16 protein-coding genes are annotated in these 17934 nt (G+C 47.2%); all 16 read right to left on the reverse strand.

The window, feature by feature from the left end; translation table 11 throughout:
- Nucleotides 1-2 precede the first annotated feature (2 nt).
- The 16 genes from rpmC to rpoB all read right to left on the reverse strand — a co-directional run bounded on the left by rpmC (nt 3) and on the right by rpoB (nt 17883).
- A complete protein-coding gene (rpmC, locus tag ACMXYO_RS16005) occupies nt 3-194 on the reverse strand; it encodes a 50S ribosomal protein L29 (protein WP_299179666.1) in 192 nt (63 codons plus the stop codon).
- Nucleotides 194-607, reverse strand: coding sequence for a 50S ribosomal protein L16 (rplP, locus tag ACMXYO_RS16010; RefSeq protein ID WP_415882733.1), 414 nt, complete (start codon nt 605-607; stop codon nt 194-196). Before rplP ends, rpmC begins: the two co-directional genes overlap by 1 nt.
- Nucleotides 608-618: 11 nt before the next feature.
- A complete protein-coding gene (gene rpsC / locus ACMXYO_RS16015) occupies nt 619-1299 on the reverse strand; it encodes a 30S ribosomal protein S3 (protein ID WP_415882734.1) in 681 nt (226 codons plus the stop codon).
- A gap of 23 nt (nt 1300-1322) precedes the next feature.
- Nucleotides 1323-1652, reverse strand: a complete 330-nt coding sequence (gene rplV, locus ACMXYO_RS16020) for a 50S ribosomal protein L22 (RefSeq protein ID WP_415884689.1) — start codon at nt 1650-1652, stop codon at nt 1323-1325.
- 11 nt (nt 1653-1663) lie between these two features.
- The gene (gene rpsS, locus ACMXYO_RS16025; protein ID WP_415882735.1) at nt 1664-1939 is read right to left on the reverse strand and encodes a 30S ribosomal protein S19; all 276 of its coding nucleotides are present in this window, start codon (nt 1937-1939) and stop codon (nt 1664-1666) included.
- 12 nt (nt 1940-1951) lie between these two features.
- Nucleotides 1952-2779 carry a 50S ribosomal protein L2 gene (rplB, locus tag ACMXYO_RS16030; protein WP_415882736.1) on the reverse strand — a complete coding sequence of 276 codons (828 nt, stop codon included), beginning with the start codon at nt 2777-2779 and terminating at the stop codon, nt 1952-1954.
- A gap of 15 nt (nt 2780-2794) precedes the next feature.
- The gene (gene rplW, locus ACMXYO_RS16035; protein WP_415886126.1) at nt 2795-3091 is read right to left on the reverse strand and encodes a 50S ribosomal protein L23; all 297 of its coding nucleotides are present in this window, start codon (nt 3089-3091) and stop codon (nt 2795-2797) included.
- Nucleotides 3088-3693: a 50S ribosomal protein L4 gene (gene rplD / locus ACMXYO_RS16040; RefSeq protein ID WP_415886127.1), complete on the reverse strand. Its 606-nt coding sequence runs from the start codon at nt 3691-3693 to the stop codon at nt 3088-3090. The genes rplW and rplD overlap by 4 nt, the downstream gene beginning before the upstream one ends.
- Nucleotides 3694-3704: 11 nt before the next feature.
- A complete protein-coding gene (gene rplC / locus ACMXYO_RS16045; RefSeq protein ID WP_415886128.1) occupies nt 3705-4343 on the reverse strand; it encodes a 50S ribosomal protein L3 in 639 nt (212 codons plus the stop codon).
- 122 nt (nt 4344-4465) lie between these two features.
- The gene (gene rpsJ / locus ACMXYO_RS16050) at nt 4466-4777 is read right to left on the reverse strand and encodes a 30S ribosomal protein S10 (protein ID WP_075174125.1); all 312 of its coding nucleotides are present in this window, start codon (nt 4775-4777) and stop codon (nt 4466-4468) included.
- Between the two features lie 221 nt (nt 4778-4998).
- Nucleotides 4999-6222 carry an elongation factor Tu gene (gene tuf / locus ACMXYO_RS16055; protein WP_415886129.1) on the reverse strand — a complete coding sequence of 408 codons (1224 nt, stop codon included), beginning with the start codon at nt 6220-6222 and terminating at the stop codon, nt 4999-5001.
- Nucleotides 6223-6259: 37 nt separating this feature from the next.
- Complete coding sequence (fusA, locus tag ACMXYO_RS16060; RefSeq protein WP_415886130.1) at nt 6260-8353, reverse strand: elongation factor G; 2094 nt, start codon at nt 8351-8353, stop codon at nt 6260-6262.
- Between the two features lie 18 nt (nt 8354-8371).
- The gene (gene rpsG / locus ACMXYO_RS16065; protein WP_415882741.1) at nt 8372-8842 is read right to left on the reverse strand and encodes a 30S ribosomal protein S7; all 471 of its coding nucleotides are present in this window, start codon (nt 8840-8842) and stop codon (nt 8372-8374) included.
- A gap of 121 nt (nt 8843-8963) precedes the next feature.
- Entirely contained in the window at nt 8964-9338 is a 375-nt protein-coding gene (rpsL, locus tag ACMXYO_RS16070; protein ID WP_007021369.1) for a 30S ribosomal protein S12, read from the reverse strand.
- A 143-nt stretch (nt 9339-9481) separates the two neighbouring features.
- Nucleotides 9482-13708 (reverse strand): DNA-directed RNA polymerase subunit beta', encoded by a 4227-nt coding sequence (rpoC, locus tag ACMXYO_RS16075; RefSeq protein WP_415886131.1) that lies wholly within the window; start codon nt 13706-13708, stop codon nt 9482-9484.
- 74 nt (nt 13709-13782) lie between these two features.
- Nucleotides 13783-17883 (reverse strand): DNA-directed RNA polymerase subunit beta, encoded by a 4101-nt coding sequence (gene rpoB, locus ACMXYO_RS16080; RefSeq protein ID WP_415886132.1) that lies wholly within the window; start codon nt 17881-17883, stop codon nt 13783-13785.
- Between the last annotated feature and the right edge of the window lie 51 nt (nt 17884-17934).

Raw genomic sequence — 17934 nt, forward strand, 5'->3', positions numbered from 1 at the left:
ACTTAGTTACCTGCCTTTTCGTTGAGTACTGTCTTCACACGAGCGATATCGCGACGAACCTGTCCTAGAAGATGATTCTGAGCAAGCTGACCAGTTGTCTTCTGCATGCGCAGGTTAAACTGCTCTTTTAGAAGACCTAGTAGTTCTTGCTGTAGTTCATCAACGGACTTTTCACGTAGTTCAGTTGCTTTCATTACATCACCGTCCGTTTAACAATGGTTGTTGCAACAGGCAATTTAGCAGCAGCTAGGGTGAACGCTTCAGATGCAAGCTGTTCATCAACTCCGCTCATTTCGAACAGAATCTTACCTGGCTTAATTTGAGCAACCCAGTACTCAACCGCACCCTTACCTTTACCCATACGTACTTCAAGCGGTTTCTTAGAAATTGGCTTGTCTGGGAACACACGGATCCAGATTTTACCACCACGCTTAACGTGACGTGTCATGGTACGACGCGCTGCTTCGATCTGACGTGCAGTGATACGACCACGACCGGTCGCTTTCAGTGCAAATTCACCAAAGCTTACAGTGCTACCGCGCTGTGCTAGACCGCGGTTACGGCCTTTCATCATTTTGCGGAACTTAAGACGTTTTGGTTGTAGCATCGACGTCTACCTCACTTACCTTTCTTCTTAGGCGCATTCTTTTCAGCACGAACTTGTTCGATGCCACCAAGAACCTCACCCTTGAAGATCCAGACTTTAACGCCGATCACACCGTAAGTAGTGTGCGCTTCATAAGTAGCGTAATCGATATCAGCACGAAGTGTGTGCAATGGCACACGACCTTCACGATACCATTCGCTACGAGCGATTTCGGCACCACCAAGACGACCACCTAGCTGAATCTTGATACCTTTAGCACCAAGACGCATTGCGTTCTGTACCGCACGCTTCATTGCACGACGGAACATAACACGACGCTCAAGCTGGCTTGCAACACCTTGTGCAACAAGACGCGCGTCTAGTTCTGGTTTACGAATTTCTTCGATATTGATGTGAACTGGAACACCCATCATTTCTGATACAGTGTTACGTAGCTTCTCAACATCTTCGCCTTTCTTACCAATCACGATGCCCGGACGAGCTGTGTGAATAGTAATTTTTGCATTCTGTGCAGGACGCTCGATTTCGATGCGGCTAACAGATGCTTTTTCAAGCTGCTTGTCCAGGTACTCACGCACCTGCAGATCGTTCTGCAGCTTGCTTGCGTATTCGCTCTTGTCTGCGTACCACACAGAAGTGTGATCTTTAACAATACCGAGACGAATACCCGTAGGATGTACTTTCTGACCCATAACGGAATCTCCTAGCAGTCAGCTCAGTCGGCCACTTTTACAGTGATGTGACAGGAGCGCTTCAAAATACGATCAGCGCGACCTTTCGCACGCGGCTTGATGCGTTTCATAGTCATTGCTTCATCAACAAAAACTGTAGAAACACGTAGCTCGTCAATATCAGCACCTTCGTTATGCTCTGCGTTAGCAATAGCAGACTCTAGTACTTTCTTAACAAGCGCCGCACCTTTTTTAGGACTATACGCCAGGATATCCAGAGCTTCACCGACAGATTTACCACGGATCTGGTCAGCAACCAGACGTGCTTTCTGTGCAGAGATGCGGGCGCCTTTGTGCTTAGCGGCAACTTCCATCATCTAACTCCTTATCGCTTGGCTTTCTTGTCTACTACGTGACCACGGTAAGTACGTGTCACAGCAAACTCGCCCAGTTTATGACCAACCATGTCCTCGGAAATAAATACCGGAACATGCTGACGGCCGTTGTGTACTGCAATTGTCAAACCTACGAAATTCGGGAAGATCGTAGAACGACGTGACCAAGTTTTGATTGGACGACGGTCGTTTGCTTCAATTGCAGACTCTACCTTTTTCAACAGGTGAAGGTCGATAAATGGACCTTTCTTCAGTGAACGTGGCACAGCTGTATCCTCTTACTTAGCGTTACGACGGCGTACGATCAACTTATCAGTACGCTTGTTCTTGCGAGTTTTATAACCCTTAGTCGGAACACCCCATGGCGACACTGGGTGACGACCACCGGAAGTACGACCTTCACCACCACCGTGTGGGTGGTCTACTGGGTTCATCGCAACACCACGAACAGTAGGACGAACACCACGCCAGCGCGTAGCACCAGCTTTACCAAGCTGACGCAAGGAGTGTTCACTGTTGCTCACTTCACCCAGAGTTGCACGACACTCAACTAGGACTTTACGCATTTCGCCAGAACGTAGACGAAGAGTTGCGTAAGCACCTTCACGTGCAACCAACTGTGCAGATGTACCCGCAGAACGAGCAATCTGAGCACCTTTACCAGGCTTCAACTCAACACAGTGGATTACAGAACCCACTGGGATGTTGCGTAGAGGCATAGTGTTACCAGGCTTGATATCTACAGAATCGCCAGACATGATCTTAGCGCCCGCAGATACACCTTTAGGTGCAATGATGTAACGACGCTCACCGTCTGCATATACAACTAGTGCGATATGCGCAGAACGGTTAGGATCATATTCCAAACGCTCAACTGTCGCTGGAATACCGTCTTTGTTACGACGGAAATCGATGATACGGTACTGCTGTTTGTGACCACCGCCAATATGACGAGTAGTGATGCGACCGTGGTGGTTACGACCACCGCTCTTGCTCTTTTTCTCAACAAGAGCTGCATGAGGCTTACCTTTATGCAGTTCAGTGTTAGTCACTTTAACTACATGACGGCGTCCAGCAGAGGTCGGCTTAGTTTTAGTCACTGCCATTTTATATACCCTCTATTACTCGCCACCAAGGAAATCAATCTCAGAGCCGTCAGCTAGAGAAACGTATGCTTTACGCACATCGCTACGCTTGCCGAAACCACGCATAGTACGCTTGGTTTTGCCCTTAGCATTAAGAACGTTCACGCCTTTAACTTTAACGTTGAACAGCTCTTCAACTGCTTGTTTGATCTCTGGTTTAGTAGCGTCTTTAGCCACACGGAATACCACTTGCTGAGAACCATCAGCTACGATAGTAGCTTTCTCGGAGATGTGCGGACCCAGCAGCACTTGATAAATGCGTTCCTGTTTCATGCCAGCTTCTCCTCGATTTTCTTCAGAGCAGCAACAGTAACTAGTACTTTATCAAAGCCAACCAGGGAAACCGGGTCAACGCCAGCAGCATCACGTACATCAACGTGTGGTACGTTACGTGCAGCTAGGTACAAGTTCTGCTCTACATCTTCAGTAATCAGCAGTGCGTTAGTCAGCTCAAGCTCGTTCAGCTTAGCCACAAACTGTTTTGTCTTTGGAGATTCCAAAGCGAAATCTTCAACAACAACCAGACGTTCTTGACGTACAAGCTCAGAGAAGATGCAACGCATTGCTGCGCGGTACATTTTCTTGTTTACTTTCTGAGCGTAGTCACGCGGCTGAGCCGCGAAGGTAACACCACCGGCACGCCAGATTGGAGAACGGCTAGTTCCCGCACGTGCACGACCTGTACCCTTTTGACGCCATGGTTTAGCACCACCACCAGAAACCGCAGAACGGTTTTTCTGAGCTTTAGTGCCTTGACGACCGCCAGCCAAGTAAGCTGTAACCACTTGGTGAACTAGCGTTTCGTTGAATTCTTTACCAAAAGCCAGGTCGGAAACTTCAACCGAACCATTAGCTCCAGCTAAATTCAGATTCATTTCAAACCCCCTTAGGCGCCAGCTTTAACAGCTGGTTTAACGATTACGTCACCGCCAGTTGCGCCTGGAACAGCACCTTTGATCAACAACAGGTTGCGTTCAGCGTCTACGCGAACAACTTCTAGGGTCTGCACAGTAACCTGAACATTACCCATTTGACCTGCCATCTTCTTGCCTTTCCAAACACGACCAGGAGTCTGACATTGACCAATAGAACCCGGAGCACGGTGAGAAAGAGAGTTACCGTGAGTCGCGTCCTGCATGGAGAAGTTCCAGCGCTTAACGCCACCCTGGAAACCTTTACCTTTAGACTGACCTGTTACGTCAACTTTCTGACCAGCTTCGAAGCGCGCAACTGTTAGCTCGTCGCCAACGTTGACTTCGTCGCCACCCGACAGGCGGAACTCCCACAAACCACGACCAGCTTCAACACCAGCTTTAGCAAAGTTACCAGCTTCTGGCTTCGAAAGGCGGTTAGCCTTCTTAGCACCAGTAGTAACCTGCACTGCTTGGTAGCCGTCGGTTTCTTCTGTTTTCACAGCAGTAACACGGTTCGGTTCCACTTCGATGACGGTGACTGGCACGGATACGCCGTCTTCAGTGAAGACGCGAGTCATACCCGCTTTACGTCCGATAAGACCTACAGACATTTTCTTTTAAAACCTCTTGCCAGTTGTGTACGGGGCTGTTACCCACTACGGCTGCCCTTTCCAGAGCATTCCACACTTAATAAGCGCTTCATTAATTAAAATTAACTCTGCGCAGTTGCCTTTTAGCCGAGGCTGATCTGCACTTCAACACCCGCAGCAAGATCTAGCTTCATCAATGCGTCAACTGTTTTTTCAGTTGGCTCAACGATGTCTAGAACACGCTTATGTGTACGGATTTCATACTGATCACGCGCATCTTTGTTTACGTGAGGTGAAATCAGAACAGTGTAGCGTTCTTTGCGAGTAGGAAGTGGGATCGGACCTCGTACTTGAGCGCCAGTTCTCTTTGCAGTATCTACGATTTCCTGCGCAGAAGAGTCGATCAAGCGATGATCAAAGGCTTTCAGACGAATACGAATTTTCTGATTCTGCATTTCGATCACACATTTCCAAAAAATAATTTTACGGCATACGCCGACCTCCCCCTACTATGAGGGGGACGCAAATTCTACTTATGTCACCTTCGAAGGTCAACAGTAAGCAGGATTATTTTGTACAATTAACAAACAATCCATACCCACACCCCTGAGCCAGCTTATAAACGGACACAAAAAAGCCCTCGCAAGGAGGGCTTTTTCAAATCAAAGAGTATTAATTACTCAACGATTTTAGATACAACACCAGCACCTACAGTACGACCACCTTCACGAATCGCGAAACGTAGACCTTCTTCCATTGCTACTGGGTTGATTAGTGTAACGTCCATCTTAACGTTATCACCAGGCATTACCATTTCTACACCCTCTGGAAGCTCACATGCACCAGTGATGTCAGTTGTACGGAAGTAGAACTGTGGACGGTAACCTTTGAAGAATGGAGTGTGACGACCGCCTTCTTCTTTGGATAGTACGTATACTTCACCCTCGAAACGAGTGTGAGGAGTAATAGAACCTGGAGCTGCTAGCACTTGACCACGCTCAACTTCTTCACGTTTAGTACCACGCAGTAGAACACCAACGTTCTCACCAGCACGGCCTTCGTCAAGAAGCTTACGGAACATCTCAACACCAGTACAAGTAGTAGTCGTAGTTTCTTTGATACCTACGATTTCAACTTCTTCACCAACTTTGATGATACCACGCTCAACACGACCAGTTACTACAGTACCACGACCCTGGATAGAGAATACGTCCTCAATTGGCATGATGAATGCACCGTCGATTGCACGCTCTGGCTCAGGAATGTAAGAATCTAGAGTTTCTAGAAGAGTCTTAACAGCAGTAGTACCTAGTTCGTTGTCGTCTTGGCCATTTAGAGCCATTAGAGCAGAACCTGGAACGATTGGAGTGTCGTCACCTGGGAATTCGTACTGGTCTAGAAGCTCACGAAGCTCCATTTCAACCAATTCTAGCATCTCAGCGTATTCTTCAGAGTCAGCACCACCACAGTCTTCTGCAAGTAGGTCTGCTTTGTTTAGGAATACTACGATGTAAGGTACACCAACCTGACGAGACAGTAGGATGTGCTCACGAGTCTGTGGCATTGGACCATCAGTCGCACCACATACTAGGATAGCGCCATCCATCTGTGCAGCACCAGTGATCATGTTCTTAACGTAGTCAGCGTGACCCGGGCAGTCAACGTGTGCGTAGTGACGCTCTGGAGTGTCATACTCTACGTGAGAAGTCGCGATCGTGATACCACGCTCACGCTCTTCTGGAGCGTTATCGATGTTAGCAAAATCTACCGCTTCACCACCGAAAACTTCAGCAGCTACACGTGTTAGAGCAGCAGTTAGCGTTGTTTTACCGTGGTCAACGTGGCCAATTGTACCAACGTTTACGTGCGGTTTCGTGCGTTCAAATTGTTCTTTAGCCACTTTTCATTACCTCAAAGTAATTAGGCGAATAAAAATATTAGTTCTGATTGATTACAGCGTCAGCGACATTTTGTGGCGCTTCAGCGTAGTCGAGAAACTCCATCGAGTAAGTCGCACGACCCTGAGTCGCGGAGCGCAGATCGGTCGCATAACCGAACATCTCACCCAGCGGAACATGAGCGTTGATAATCTTACCCGAAGAACTGTCTTCCATCCCCTGCACAAGACCACGACGACGGTTCAGGTCACCCATCACGTCACCCATGTAATCTTCTGGGGTTACAACTTCAACTTTCATCATTGGCTCTAACAAGCACGCATTTGCTTCTTGCGCGTACTTTTTAAGCGCCTGTGATGCAGCGATTTTAAACGCCATTTCGTTGGAGTCAACATCATGGAAGGACCCATCGTACAAACGTGCTTTAAGGCCGATTAACGGATAGCCAGCAATGACACCGTTATGCATCTGCTCCTCAATGCCTTTTTGTACAGCTGGGATGTATTCCTTAGGAATAGCACCACCGACAATCTCGTTGATAAACTCTAGACCCTCTTCATCAGAAGGGCTAAATTCAACGACAACATGACCATACTGACCACGACCACCTGACTGACGTACAAACTTGTGGTTTGCGTCAACAGACTGACGGATCTTCTCACGGTAGGCTACCTGTGGTTTACCGATATTGGCTTCCACCTTAAATTCACGCTTCATACGATCCACGAGAATATCAAGGTGTAGCTCACCCATACCGGAAATAATTGTCTGACCCGTCTCTTGATCTGTTTCAACTTGGAAAGATGGATCTTCTTGCGCAAGCTTACCTAGCGCAATACCCATCTTCTCTTGATCAGCTTGAGACTTAGGCTCAACCGCTACAGAGATAACTGGCGCAGGGAATTCCATACGCTCAAGGACAATCTTGTTGTCACCATCACATAAAGTATCACCCGTAGTTACATCCTTCATACCAATTAGAGCTGCGATGTCGCCTGCGCGAACCTCTTTAATCTCATCACGGTTGTTAGAATGCATCTGCACCATACGACCAACACGCTCTTTTTTACCCTTAACAGAGTTAAAGACCGCATCACCCGATTTAAGAACACCCGAGTACACACGTACGAACGTAAGCGTACCCACAAATGGGTCTGTAGCAATTTTAAATGCAAGCGCAGAGAACGGCGCGTCATCATCAGCCTCACGCTGTGCAACAGTTTCCTGTTCATCATCTAGCGTACCTTCGATCGATTTAACCTCAATCGGAGATGGCATGTATTCGATAACCGCATCCAAAACAGCTTGAACACCTTTGTTCTTAAACGCAGAACCAGCCTGCATAAGAACAATATCGTTATCCAAGGTACGAGCACGAAGCCCCTGTTTAATCTCTTCCTCTGATAGATCACCTTCTTCAAGGTATTTTTCCATCAGCTCTTCTGATGCTTCAGCAGCAGCTTCAACCAGCTCCTCGCGCAGCTCATCAGCTTTATCTTGCAAATCAGCCGGAATATCTTCCAGCTCGTAGGTCATACCCTGATCCGCTTCATTCCACATAATGGCTTTCATGCGAACCAGATCGACAACACCAACAAAATCTTCTTCTGCGCCAATCGGGAAATTGATTGGAACAGCATTAGCGCCAAGACGATCTTTTAACTGATCTACAACCATGAAGAAATCCGCACCAAGGCGATCCATCTTATTGACGAATACCATGCGCGGAACTTCATATTTGTTAGCTTGACGCCAAACCGTTTCTGTCTGAGGCTGGACACCGGAAGATGCACATAACACAACAACTGCACCATCAAGAACACGCAATGAGCGCTCTACTTCGATGGTGAAGTCAACGTGCCCAGGAGTATCGATGATATTAATACGATGATCATCGAACTGCTGGTTCATACCCTTCCAAAAGCAAGTTGTTGCAGCAGAAGTAATTGTAATACCACGCTCCTGCTCTTGCTCCATCCAATCCATTGTCGCAGCGCCATCATGCACCTCACCGATCTTATGAGAAAGACCGGTGTAGAACAGGACGCGCTCAGTTGTAGTCGTTTTACCGGCATCTACATGCGCACAAATTCCGATGTTACGGTAACGTGCGATAGGAGTTTTACGAGCCACGACTTAATCCTCAGTATCTTAGAAGCGGTAGTGAGCGAATGCTTTGTTCGCTTCAGCCATACGGTGTACGTCTTCACGCTTCTTAACTGCAGCACCACGGCCTTCAGCAGCGTCCATCAACTCGCCTGCTAGACGCAGAGCCATTGACTTCTCACCACGACCACGAGCAGAGTCTACAGCCCAACGCATAGCTAGAGCCATACGACGAGCAGGACGCACTTCAACTGGTACTTGGTATGTAGCACCACCAACACGGCGAGATTTAACTTCAACCGCTGGCTGGATAGCTTCTAGAGCTTTTTCGAATAGTTCGATTGGATCTTGTTCAGAACGCTCTTCGATTTTATCTAGAGCACCGTAAACGATCTTCTCAGCTACAGACTTCTTACCGTGAACCATTACATGGTTGATAAACTTAGCAAGAACTGTGCTTCCGAATTTAGGATCCGGTAAAATTTCGCGCTTTGCAGCGACGCGTCTTCTAGGCATTGATAAGCCCTCATTAAATTAAAAGGTCTTCAGGTATTCCAAGCAATTGATGCTAGGCCTTACTCTTACCGTGTATTCAACACAGTGTTTAGATAACTAAAGCACTATGTTGGGACGACGATTAAGACTTAGGACGCTTAGCACCGTACTTAGAACGGCCTTGCTTACGCTCATTAACACCTGAGCAATCTAGTGCGCCACGAACTGTGTGATAGCGAACACCAGGAAGGTCCTTAACACGACCACCACGAATTAGAACAACGCTGTGCTCCTGCAAGTTGTGACCTTCACCACCAATGTAGGAAGCAACTTCGAAGCCGTTGGTCAAACGAACACGACATACTTTACGTAGTGCTGAGTTCGGTTTTTTCGGAGTAGTGGTGTATACACGGGTACAAACGCCACGACGCTGAGGACAAGCCTGCAATGCACGAACATCGCTTGGCTGAACTTTGCGTTTACGTGGTTTACGTACCAGCTGGTTAATCGTTGCCATTAAGCAAACTCCACGTTTTGATTTAACACCATAAAAAAATTGGATTTACACAATCCAATCACAAAGGGGCCGGAATTTTAATCAATTCCGGCCCTAAACGTCAAATACTGGATACTATTTATTCAATATTTTCGAATAAATTGTTATTCAGCATCTGGCATTGAAGCATTTAGCGCTTCTGTCAGTGCCTGCTGAACTTCTTCAGCACTTACTGTCACGGACTCACCTTCAGCAGGTTGAGCACGTTTGCGCTTACGCTCTTCATGGTAAGCAAGACCTGAACCCGCTGGGATCAGACGACCTACTACCACGTTTTCTTTCAGGCCGCGCAGGAAGTCCTGCTTGCCTGTTACCGCACCTTCCGTCAGAACTCGAGTTGTTTCCTGGAAGGATGCTGCTGAGATGAAGGACTCAGTAGCCAAAGATGCTTTAGTGATACCCAATAGTACGCGATCGTACTTAGCTGGGATCTTACCAGCAGCTTCTAGCTCTTCGTTCTCTGCCAATACAGCTTGGTATTCAACCTGATCACCTGGGATGAATGTAGAATCACCCGCAGATACGATCTCAACTTTACGCAGCATCTGACGAACAATTACTTCGATGTGCTTATCGTTGATGCCTACACCCTGTAGACGGTATACGTCCTGGATTTCACCAGTGATGTATTTCGCCAGCTCTTCTACACCTAGTACGCGTAGAATGTCATGTGGGTTAGACGGACCATCAGAAACAACCTCACCCTTCTCTACATGCTCACCTTCGAACACGTTCAGGTTACGCCATTTCTGGATCATTGTTTCATGTGGCTCTGCATCACTAGGAGAGATCACAAGACGTTTCTTGCCTTTAGTCTCTTTACCGAAGCCGATTAGACCAGAAACTTCTGCAAGAATCGCAGACTCTTTCGGTTTACGTGCTTCGAATAGATCCGCAACTCGCGGCAGACCACCGGTGATATCCTTGTTCACAGTACCTTCTTGAGGAATACGTGCAAGAACGTCACCTACTTGTACTTCAGCGCCATCACTAAGGTTCATGATCGCTTTAGCTGGTAGTAGATACTGCGCTGCAGAGTCTGTACCTGGATGCATTACTTCATTACCTTTTGCATCCAATAGCTTGATCATAGGACGGATATCTTTACCTGCTGCTGGACGATCTTTAACGTCCAATACCTCAGTTGTAGATAGACCTGTTAGCTCATCAGTCTGGCTCTTAACGGTAATACCGTCTTCCATGCCTGAAAGCTCTACCTTACCCGCCACCTCAGAGATGATTGGGTGGGTATGTGGATCCCAGTTAGCTACGATGTCGCCTGCTTCAACAGAGCTACCGTCTTTAACTTTGATCACAGAACCGTATGGAAGCTTGTAACGCTCACGCTCACGACCGTGCTCATCAGTTACACCTAGTTCACCAGAACGAGAAGTTGCAACCAAAGCACCATCTGGACGCTCTACAAACTTAAGGTTGTGAAGACGAATTTCACCGCCGTTCTTAACCTGAATGCTATCTACGGCAGCTGCTCGTGATGCCGCACCACCGATGTGGAACGTACGCATTGTTAGCTGTGTACCTGGCTCACCGATTGACTGAGCAGCGATAACACCTACTGCTTCGCCTGGGTTAACCAAGTGACCACGACCTAGATCACGACCGTAACAGCTTGCACAGATACCATGACGAGTACGACACGTGATTGCACTACGTACGATAATCTCATCGATAGAAGAGTACTTCTCGTCGTTTTCTAGGCGATGCTTCCACGCTTCATCGATCAGCGTACCCGCTTCGATTAGAACTTCTACACCCTGCGGGTCTAGAACATCAACAGCCACTGTACGACCTAGTACACGATCACCCAGCGCAACTACTACGTCACCGCCTTCGATCAGAGGTACCATCACAAGACCTTCTTCAGTACCACAATCATGTTCTGTGATAACTACGTCTTGTGCCACGTCTACTAGACGACGCGTTAGGTAACCGGAGTTAGCTGTCTTCAATGCCGTATCGGCTAGACCCTTACGAGCACCGTGAGTAGAGATAAAGTACTGAAGTACGTTTAGACCTTCACGGAAGTTCGCAGTGATCGGTGTTTCGATGATTGAGCCATCCGGCTTAGCCATCAGACCACGCATACCCGCCAACTGACGAATCTGTGCAGCACTACCACGGGCACCGGAATCGGCCATCATGTATACAGAGTTGAAAGATTCCTGCTCGGACTCTTCACCATCTTTTGTAACAACCGGCTCAGTCTTCAAGTTATCCATCATCTTCTTAGCCAACAATTCGTTAGCACGAGACCAGATATCGATAACTTTGTTGTATTTCTCACCCTGAGTTACCAAACCATCAGCAAACTGACGTTCGATATCCATTACCTCAGCTTCTGCTTCATCGATAATAGTTGCTTTCTCAGCTGGAATTTCGAAGTCGTTAACACCGATAGAAACACCAGACATAGTTGCCTGACGGAAGCCCATGTACATCAACTGGTCAGCAAAGATAACTGTATCTTTCAGACCACAGCGACGGTACGCTTCGTTAAGAAGGCGAGAGATCGCTTTCTTCTTCATTGGCTGGTTAACAAGCTCATAAGGTAGACCTGCTGGAACGATTGCGAACAACAAAGCACGACCGGCCGTTGTTTCCTTCATTTCAGTAATGGTTTCTAGGTTACCTTCGATGTCACGAATGCTTTCTGTAACACGTACTTTGATCTTCGCTTGTAGATCAAGTTCACCGGCACCTTGCGCTCGAGCGATCTCTTCGATGTCAGCAAATACCATGCCTTCACCTTTCGCGTTCACTCGATCACGAGTCATGTAGTAAAGACCCAATACAACGTCCTGAGAAGGCACGATGATCGGCTCACCATTGGCAGGTGATAGTACGTTGTTTGTAGACATCATCAACGCACGCGCTTCCAACTGAGCTTCAATAGTCAGCGGAACGTGTACAGCCATCTGGTCACCGTCGAAGTCGGCGTTGTATGCCGCACAAACTAGTGGGTGAAGCTGAATAGCTTTACCTTCGATCAGTACCGGCTCAAATGCCTGGATACCAAGACGGTGAAGTGTTGGAGCACGGTTAAGTAGTACAGGGTGCTCACGGATTACTTCGTCTAGGATATCCCAAACTAGTGCTTCTTCGCGCTCAACCATCTTCTTAGCCGCTTTGATTGTAGTCGCATGACCACGAAGCTCTAGCTTGGAGAAGATGAATGGCTTAAATAGCTCAAGTGCCATCTTCTTAGGAAGACCACACTGGTGTAGACGTAGGTACGGACCTACCACGATTACAGAACGGCCAGAGTAGTCAACACGCTTACCTAGAAGGTTTTGACGGAAACGACCCTGCTTACCTTTGATCATATCAGCCAAAGATTTCAGAGGACGCTTGTTAGAGCCAGTAATCGCACGACCGCGACGGCCGTTATCTAGCAATGCATCAACAGATTCCTGCAACATACGTTTTTCGTTACGTACGATGATATCTGGAGCATTAAGGTCAAGTAGACGCTTAAGACGGTTGTTACGGTTGATAACACGACGGTAAAGATCATTAAGATCAGATGTCGCGAAACGACCACCATCTAGTGGTACTAGCGGACGAAGATCTGGTGGAAGTACTGGTAGTACTTCAAGAATCATCCACTCAGGCTTGTTGCCTGACTTGTAGAAAGCTTCTAGTAGTTTAAGACGCTTAGAAAGCTTCTTGATCTTAGTTTCAGAGTTAGTCTGCGGTAGTTCTTCACGCAGTTGATTAACTTCTTCTTCAAGCTCAATAGAAGACAATAGCTCTTTAACAGCTTCTGCACCCATACGTGCGTCGAACTCATCACCGAACTCTTCTAGCGCTTCAAAGTACTGCTCATCGTTCAGTAGCTGACCGCGCTCAAGCGTAGTCATGCCTGGATCGATTACAACGAAAGATTCGAAGTAAAGAACACGTTCGATATCACGTAGCGTCATATCCAGCATCAAACCGATACGGGATGGCAGAGACTTAAGGAACCAAATGTGCGCTACAGGAGAAGCAAGTTCGATGTGTGCCATACGCTCACGACGAACTTTAGCTAGCGTTACTTCAACGCCACACTTCTCACAGATAACACCGCGGTGTTTCATGCGCTTATATTTACCGCACAAGCACTCGTAGTCTTTTACTGGACCAAATATTTTGGCACAGAATAGACCTTCACGTTCTGGCTTGAACGTACGGTAGTTAATAGTTTCCGGCTTTTTAACTTCACCGTACGACCATGAACGGATCATTTCCGGAGAGGCCAGAGTGATCTTGATAGAGTCGAACTCTTCAGATTGGCCCTGTGTTTTCAGCAGATTCAGCAGATCTTTCATTCTTTCAAGCTCCTAACGGAGTTCTTGCTTGAGGCCGCCCGAAGGCGACCCCCGCCTGGTATACAGTTTTGTGCTTATTCGGATTCGAGCTCGATGTCGATACCCAGAGAACGGATCTCTTTAATAAGTACGTTGAAGGATTCCGGCATACCCGGCTCCATACGGTGATCGCCGTCGACGATGTTCTTATACATCTTCGTACGACCATTCACGTCATCGGACTTAACTGTAAGCATCTCTTGTAGAGTATAAGCAGCACCGTATGCTTCTAGTGCCCATACCTCCATCTCACCGAAACGCTGACCACCGAACTGCGCCTTACCACCCAGCGGCTGCTGCGTAACAAGACTATAAGAACCAGTAGAACGAGCGTGCATTTTGTCGTCTACCAAGTGGTTCAGTTTCAGCATGTACATGTAACCAACAGTTACAGGACGGTCAAACTTGTTGCCGGTACGGCCGTCAAACAACGTTGACTGACCTGTGTCGCTCAAACCTGCAAGACGTAGTAGAGATTTCAATTCAACCTCTTTCGCACCGTCAAAAGCAGGTGTAGCTAGAGGCACACCACCACATAGGTTCTTAGCTAGCTCAAGGAGCTCATCATCAGAGAAGCTATCTAGATCTTCTGTGCGGCTGTTCATGCCAGCACCCAGATCTGCATTATAGATCTGATCTAGGAAGCTACGAATCTCAGTTACTGTTTCAGTACGCTCACGCTCCTGATCCAGCATCTCATTGATACGACGACCTAAGCCTTTCGCAGCCATACCCATGTGTGTCTCTAGGATCTGACCTACGTTCATACGAGACGGTACACCCAGTGGGTTCAGTACGATATCTACTGGCTCACCGTTCTCATCGTACGGCATGTCTTCTACAGGCATGATTACAGAGATAACACCCTTGTTACCGTGACGACCCGCCATCTTGTCACCAGGCTGTACGCGACGCTTAGTAGCAACGTAAACCTTAACAATCTTAAGGACGCCAGGTGCAAGATCATCACCTGTCTGCAGCTTGCTCTTCTTATCTTCGAAACGCTTGTCTAAAGATTCTTTACGATCTTCCAGCTGTTTCTGAGCTAGCTCCAGCTGTTCAACTGCATTTTCATCAGAAACGCGGATGTTGAACCAATCAGATTTAGACAATCCAGCTAAGAATTCAGCTGTAATCTCTTCGCCTTTCTTAAGGCCTGCACCACCGTCAGCTTTCAAGCCAACAAGTACACGACCTAGACGTTCGAACGTTGCCTGCTCTACGATGCGAAGCTCTTCGTTTAGATCCTTACGGATTGCGTCAAGCTCTGCCTTCTCGATAGATAGCGCACGCTCATCTTTCTGAACGCCGTCACGTGTGAATACTTGAACGTCGATTACTTTACCAACAGTACCTGTTTTAACACGTAGAGATGTATCTTTAACGTCAGATGCTTTCTCACCGAAGATCGCACGCAGCAGCTTCTCTTCTGGTGTTAGCTGGCTTTCACCTTTAGGCGTTACTTTACCTACAAGGATGTCACCTGGGCCTACTTCAGCTCCGATGTGAACAATACCTGCTTCATCAAGCTTCGCTAGTGCAGACTCACCAACGTTTGGAATATCTGATGTAATCTCTTCAGAACCCAATTTCGTATCACGCGCCACACAGGTTAGTTCCTGAATGTGGATAGTTGTGAAACGATCTTCCTGAACTACACGCTCAGAAATTAGGATGGAGTCCTCAAAGTTGTAACCATTCCAAGGCATGAAGGCGATACGCATGTTCTGACCAAGTGCTAGCTCACCCATATCAACGGATGGACCATCAGCCATAACATCGCCAACTTTTACAGTATCACCAGGATTAACGATAGAGCGCTGGTTGATACATGTATTTTGGTTGGAACGTGTGTATTTAGTCAGGTTGTAGATATCTACACCTGCATCGCCCGCTGTAACTTCGTCGTCGTTTACACGAACAACGATGCGGCTCGCATCTACAGACTCAATCAGACCACCGCGACGTGCCACGACACATACACCGGAGTCTTGAGCTACGTTACGTTCGATACCAGTACCTACTAGCGGCTTATCAGCACGTAGTGTTGGTACAGCCTGACGCTGCATGTTCGATCCCATCAATGCACGGTTCGCATCATCGTGCTCTAGGAATGGAATCAATGATGCCGCAACAGATACAACCTGACGTGGAGATACGTCCATGTACTGGACTTTGTCAGGTGACATTACTGTTGTTTCGTTTAGGTGACGAACTGTAACAAGCTCATCCAATAGACGACTTTCGTCATCCATTGTTGCAGACGCCTGTGCGATTACGAATGTATTCTCTTCAATCGCAGATAGGTAATCCAACTCATCTGTTACTTTGCCATCTACTACACGACGGTATGGAGTCTCTAGGAAACCATAGTCATTTGTACGAGCAAATGTTGCCAAAGAGTTGATCAAACCGATGTTTGGACCTTCCGGCGTTTCGATTGGACATACACGACCGTAGTGAGTTGGGTGTACGTCACGTACCTCGAAGCCCGCACGCTCACGCGTTAGACCACCTGGACCTAATGCAGAAACACGACGCTTGTGAGTTACTTCTGAAAGCGGGTTGTTCTGATCCATAAACTGAGACAGTTGAGATGAACCGAAGAACTCTTTAATTGCAGCCGCAACAGGTTTAGCATTGATTAGATCCTGAGGCATCAGGTTATCAGATTCCGCCATGCTTAGACGTTCACGAACAGCACGTTCAACACGAACCAGACCTACACGGAACTGGTTTTCTGCCATTTCACCAACAGAACGGATACGACGGTTACCCAAGTGATCAATATCGTCCACGGTACCTTTACCGTTACGGATATCAATCAAGGTCTTCATAACCTCAAGAATATCTTCTTTGTCTAGTACGCCAGAACCAGTAACTTCTTCGCGACCTAGACGACGATTGAACTTCATGCGACCAACAGCAGAAAGATCGTAACGCTCTTCAGTGAAGAAAAGGTTTTCGAACAATGCTTCAGCAGATTCTTTTGTTGGTGGCTCACCAGGACGCATCATACGGTAGATTTCTACCAATGCTTCTAACTGGTTACGCGTAGGATCGTTACGTAGCGTATCAGAGATGAATGGACCACAATCTAGGTCATTCGTGTACAGAGTTTCGAACTCAGTGATATTTGCAGCACGAAGCTGTTCAACCAGTTCCTCTGTAATCTCAGCGTTACAGCCACAGATCAACTCACCAGTAGATGGATCAATGACATCTTTCGCAATTGCCTTACCAGCCAAGTACTCCAATGGTACTTCAAGCTGTTCCATATTGGCTTTTGCCATCTGACGAATGTGACGAGGCGTGATACGACGACCCGCGTCAACAATCACATTACCTTCAGGGTCTTTCACTTCAAAAGACAGCGTTTCACCACGTAAACGATCTGCTACCAACTGCATGTTGATTGCATCAGTCGTTAGGTTCCAAGTCGTATTATCGAAGAAGATATCTAGGATCTCTTCAGCCTGGTAACCCAAAGCCCGCAACAAGATAGTTGCTGGCAGTTTACGACGACGGTCAATACGTACGAATAGGCTATCTTTTGGATCAAATTCAAAGTCTAACCAAGAACCACGGTAAGGAATCACTCGCGCAGAGTAAAGTAGCTTACCAGAAGAGTGTGTTTTACCTTTATCGTGATCGAAGAACACACCTGGTGAACGGTGTAGCTGAGATACGATTACACGCTCAGTACCGTTAACTACGAAAGTTCCGTTTTCAGTCATCAAAGGCATTTCGCCCATGTAGACTTCTTGTTCCTTGATGTCTTTTACGGCTTTGTTGCTGGATTCACGGTCATAAATAACCAGACGAACTTTCACACGCAAAGGCGCTGCGTATGTAATACCGCGTATTTGACACTCTTTTACGTCAAATACAGGCTCACCCAGACGGTAGCCAACATATTCTAGAGATGCATTTCCAGAATAGGACACGATCGGGAAGACGGAGTTAAATGCTGCATGCAGACCAGCATCTAAACGATCTGCTGCTTCAACCCCTGTCTGCAAAAACTTTTTATAGGAGTCAAGCTGAATTGCCAGCAAGTAAGGCACATCCATTACTTGCGGCAATTTACCGAAGTCCTTACGGATGCGTTTCTTTTCAGTGTATGAATAAGCCATCAGTGTTCCCCAGCAAGTGCACCAATTTATAAGCAGGCCGAAAACCCGTTT

Origin of the sequence: Neptuniibacter sp. QD37_6 (assembly GCF_047778085.1) — a bacterium.
Taxonomy (GTDB): Bacteria; Pseudomonadota; Gammaproteobacteria; order Pseudomonadales; family Balneatricaceae; genus Neptuniibacter.

Excerpts from the sequence above, each read along its gene's own strand:
- rpmC (WP_299179666.1), bottom strand. The coding sequence starts at position 194 with ATGAAAGCAACTGAACTACGTGAAAAGTCCGTTGATGAACTACAGCAA.
- rplP (WP_415882733.1), bottom strand. The coding sequence starts at position 607 with ATGCTACAACCAAAACGTCTTAAGTTCCGCAAAATGATGAAAGGCCGT.
- rpsC (WP_415882734.1), bottom strand. The coding sequence starts at position 1,299 with ATGGGTCAGAAAGTACATCCTACGGGTATTCGTCTCGGTATTGTTAAA.
- rplV (WP_415884689.1), bottom strand. The coding sequence starts at position 1,652 with ATGGAAGTTGCCGCTAAGCACAAAGGCGCCCGCATCTCTGCACAGAAA.
- rplB (WP_415882736.1), bottom strand. The coding sequence starts at position 2,779 with ATGGCAGTGACTAAAACTAAGCCGACCTCTGCTGGACGCCGTCATGTA.
- rplW (WP_415886126.1), bottom strand. The coding sequence starts at position 3,091 with ATGAAACAGGAACGCATTTATCAAGTGCTGCTGGGTCCGCACATCTCC.
- rplD (WP_415886127.1), bottom strand. The coding sequence starts at position 3,693 with ATGAATCTGAATTTAGCTGGAGCTAATGGTTCGGTTGAAGTTTCCGAC.
- rplC (WP_415886128.1), bottom strand. The coding sequence starts at position 4,343 with ATGTCTGTAGGTCTTATCGGACGTAAAGCGGGTATGACTCGCGTCTTC.
- rpsJ (WP_075174125.1), bottom strand. The coding sequence starts at position 4,777 with ATGCAGAATCAGAAAATTCGTATTCGTCTGAAAGCCTTTGATCATCGC.
- rpsG (WP_415882741.1), bottom strand. The coding sequence starts at position 8,842 with ATGCCTAGAAGACGCGTCGCTGCAAAGCGCGAAATTTTACCGGATCCT.
- rpsL (WP_007021369.1), bottom strand. The coding sequence starts at position 9,338 with ATGGCAACGATTAACCAGCTGGTACGTAAACCACGTAAACGCAAAGTT.
- rpoC (WP_415886131.1), bottom strand. The coding sequence starts at position 13,708 with ATGAAAGATCTGCTGAATCTGCTGAAAACACAGGGCCAATCTGAAGAG.
- rpoB (WP_415886132.1), bottom strand. The coding sequence starts at position 17,883 with ATGGCTTATTCATACACTGAAAAGAAACGCATCCGTAAGGACTTCGGT.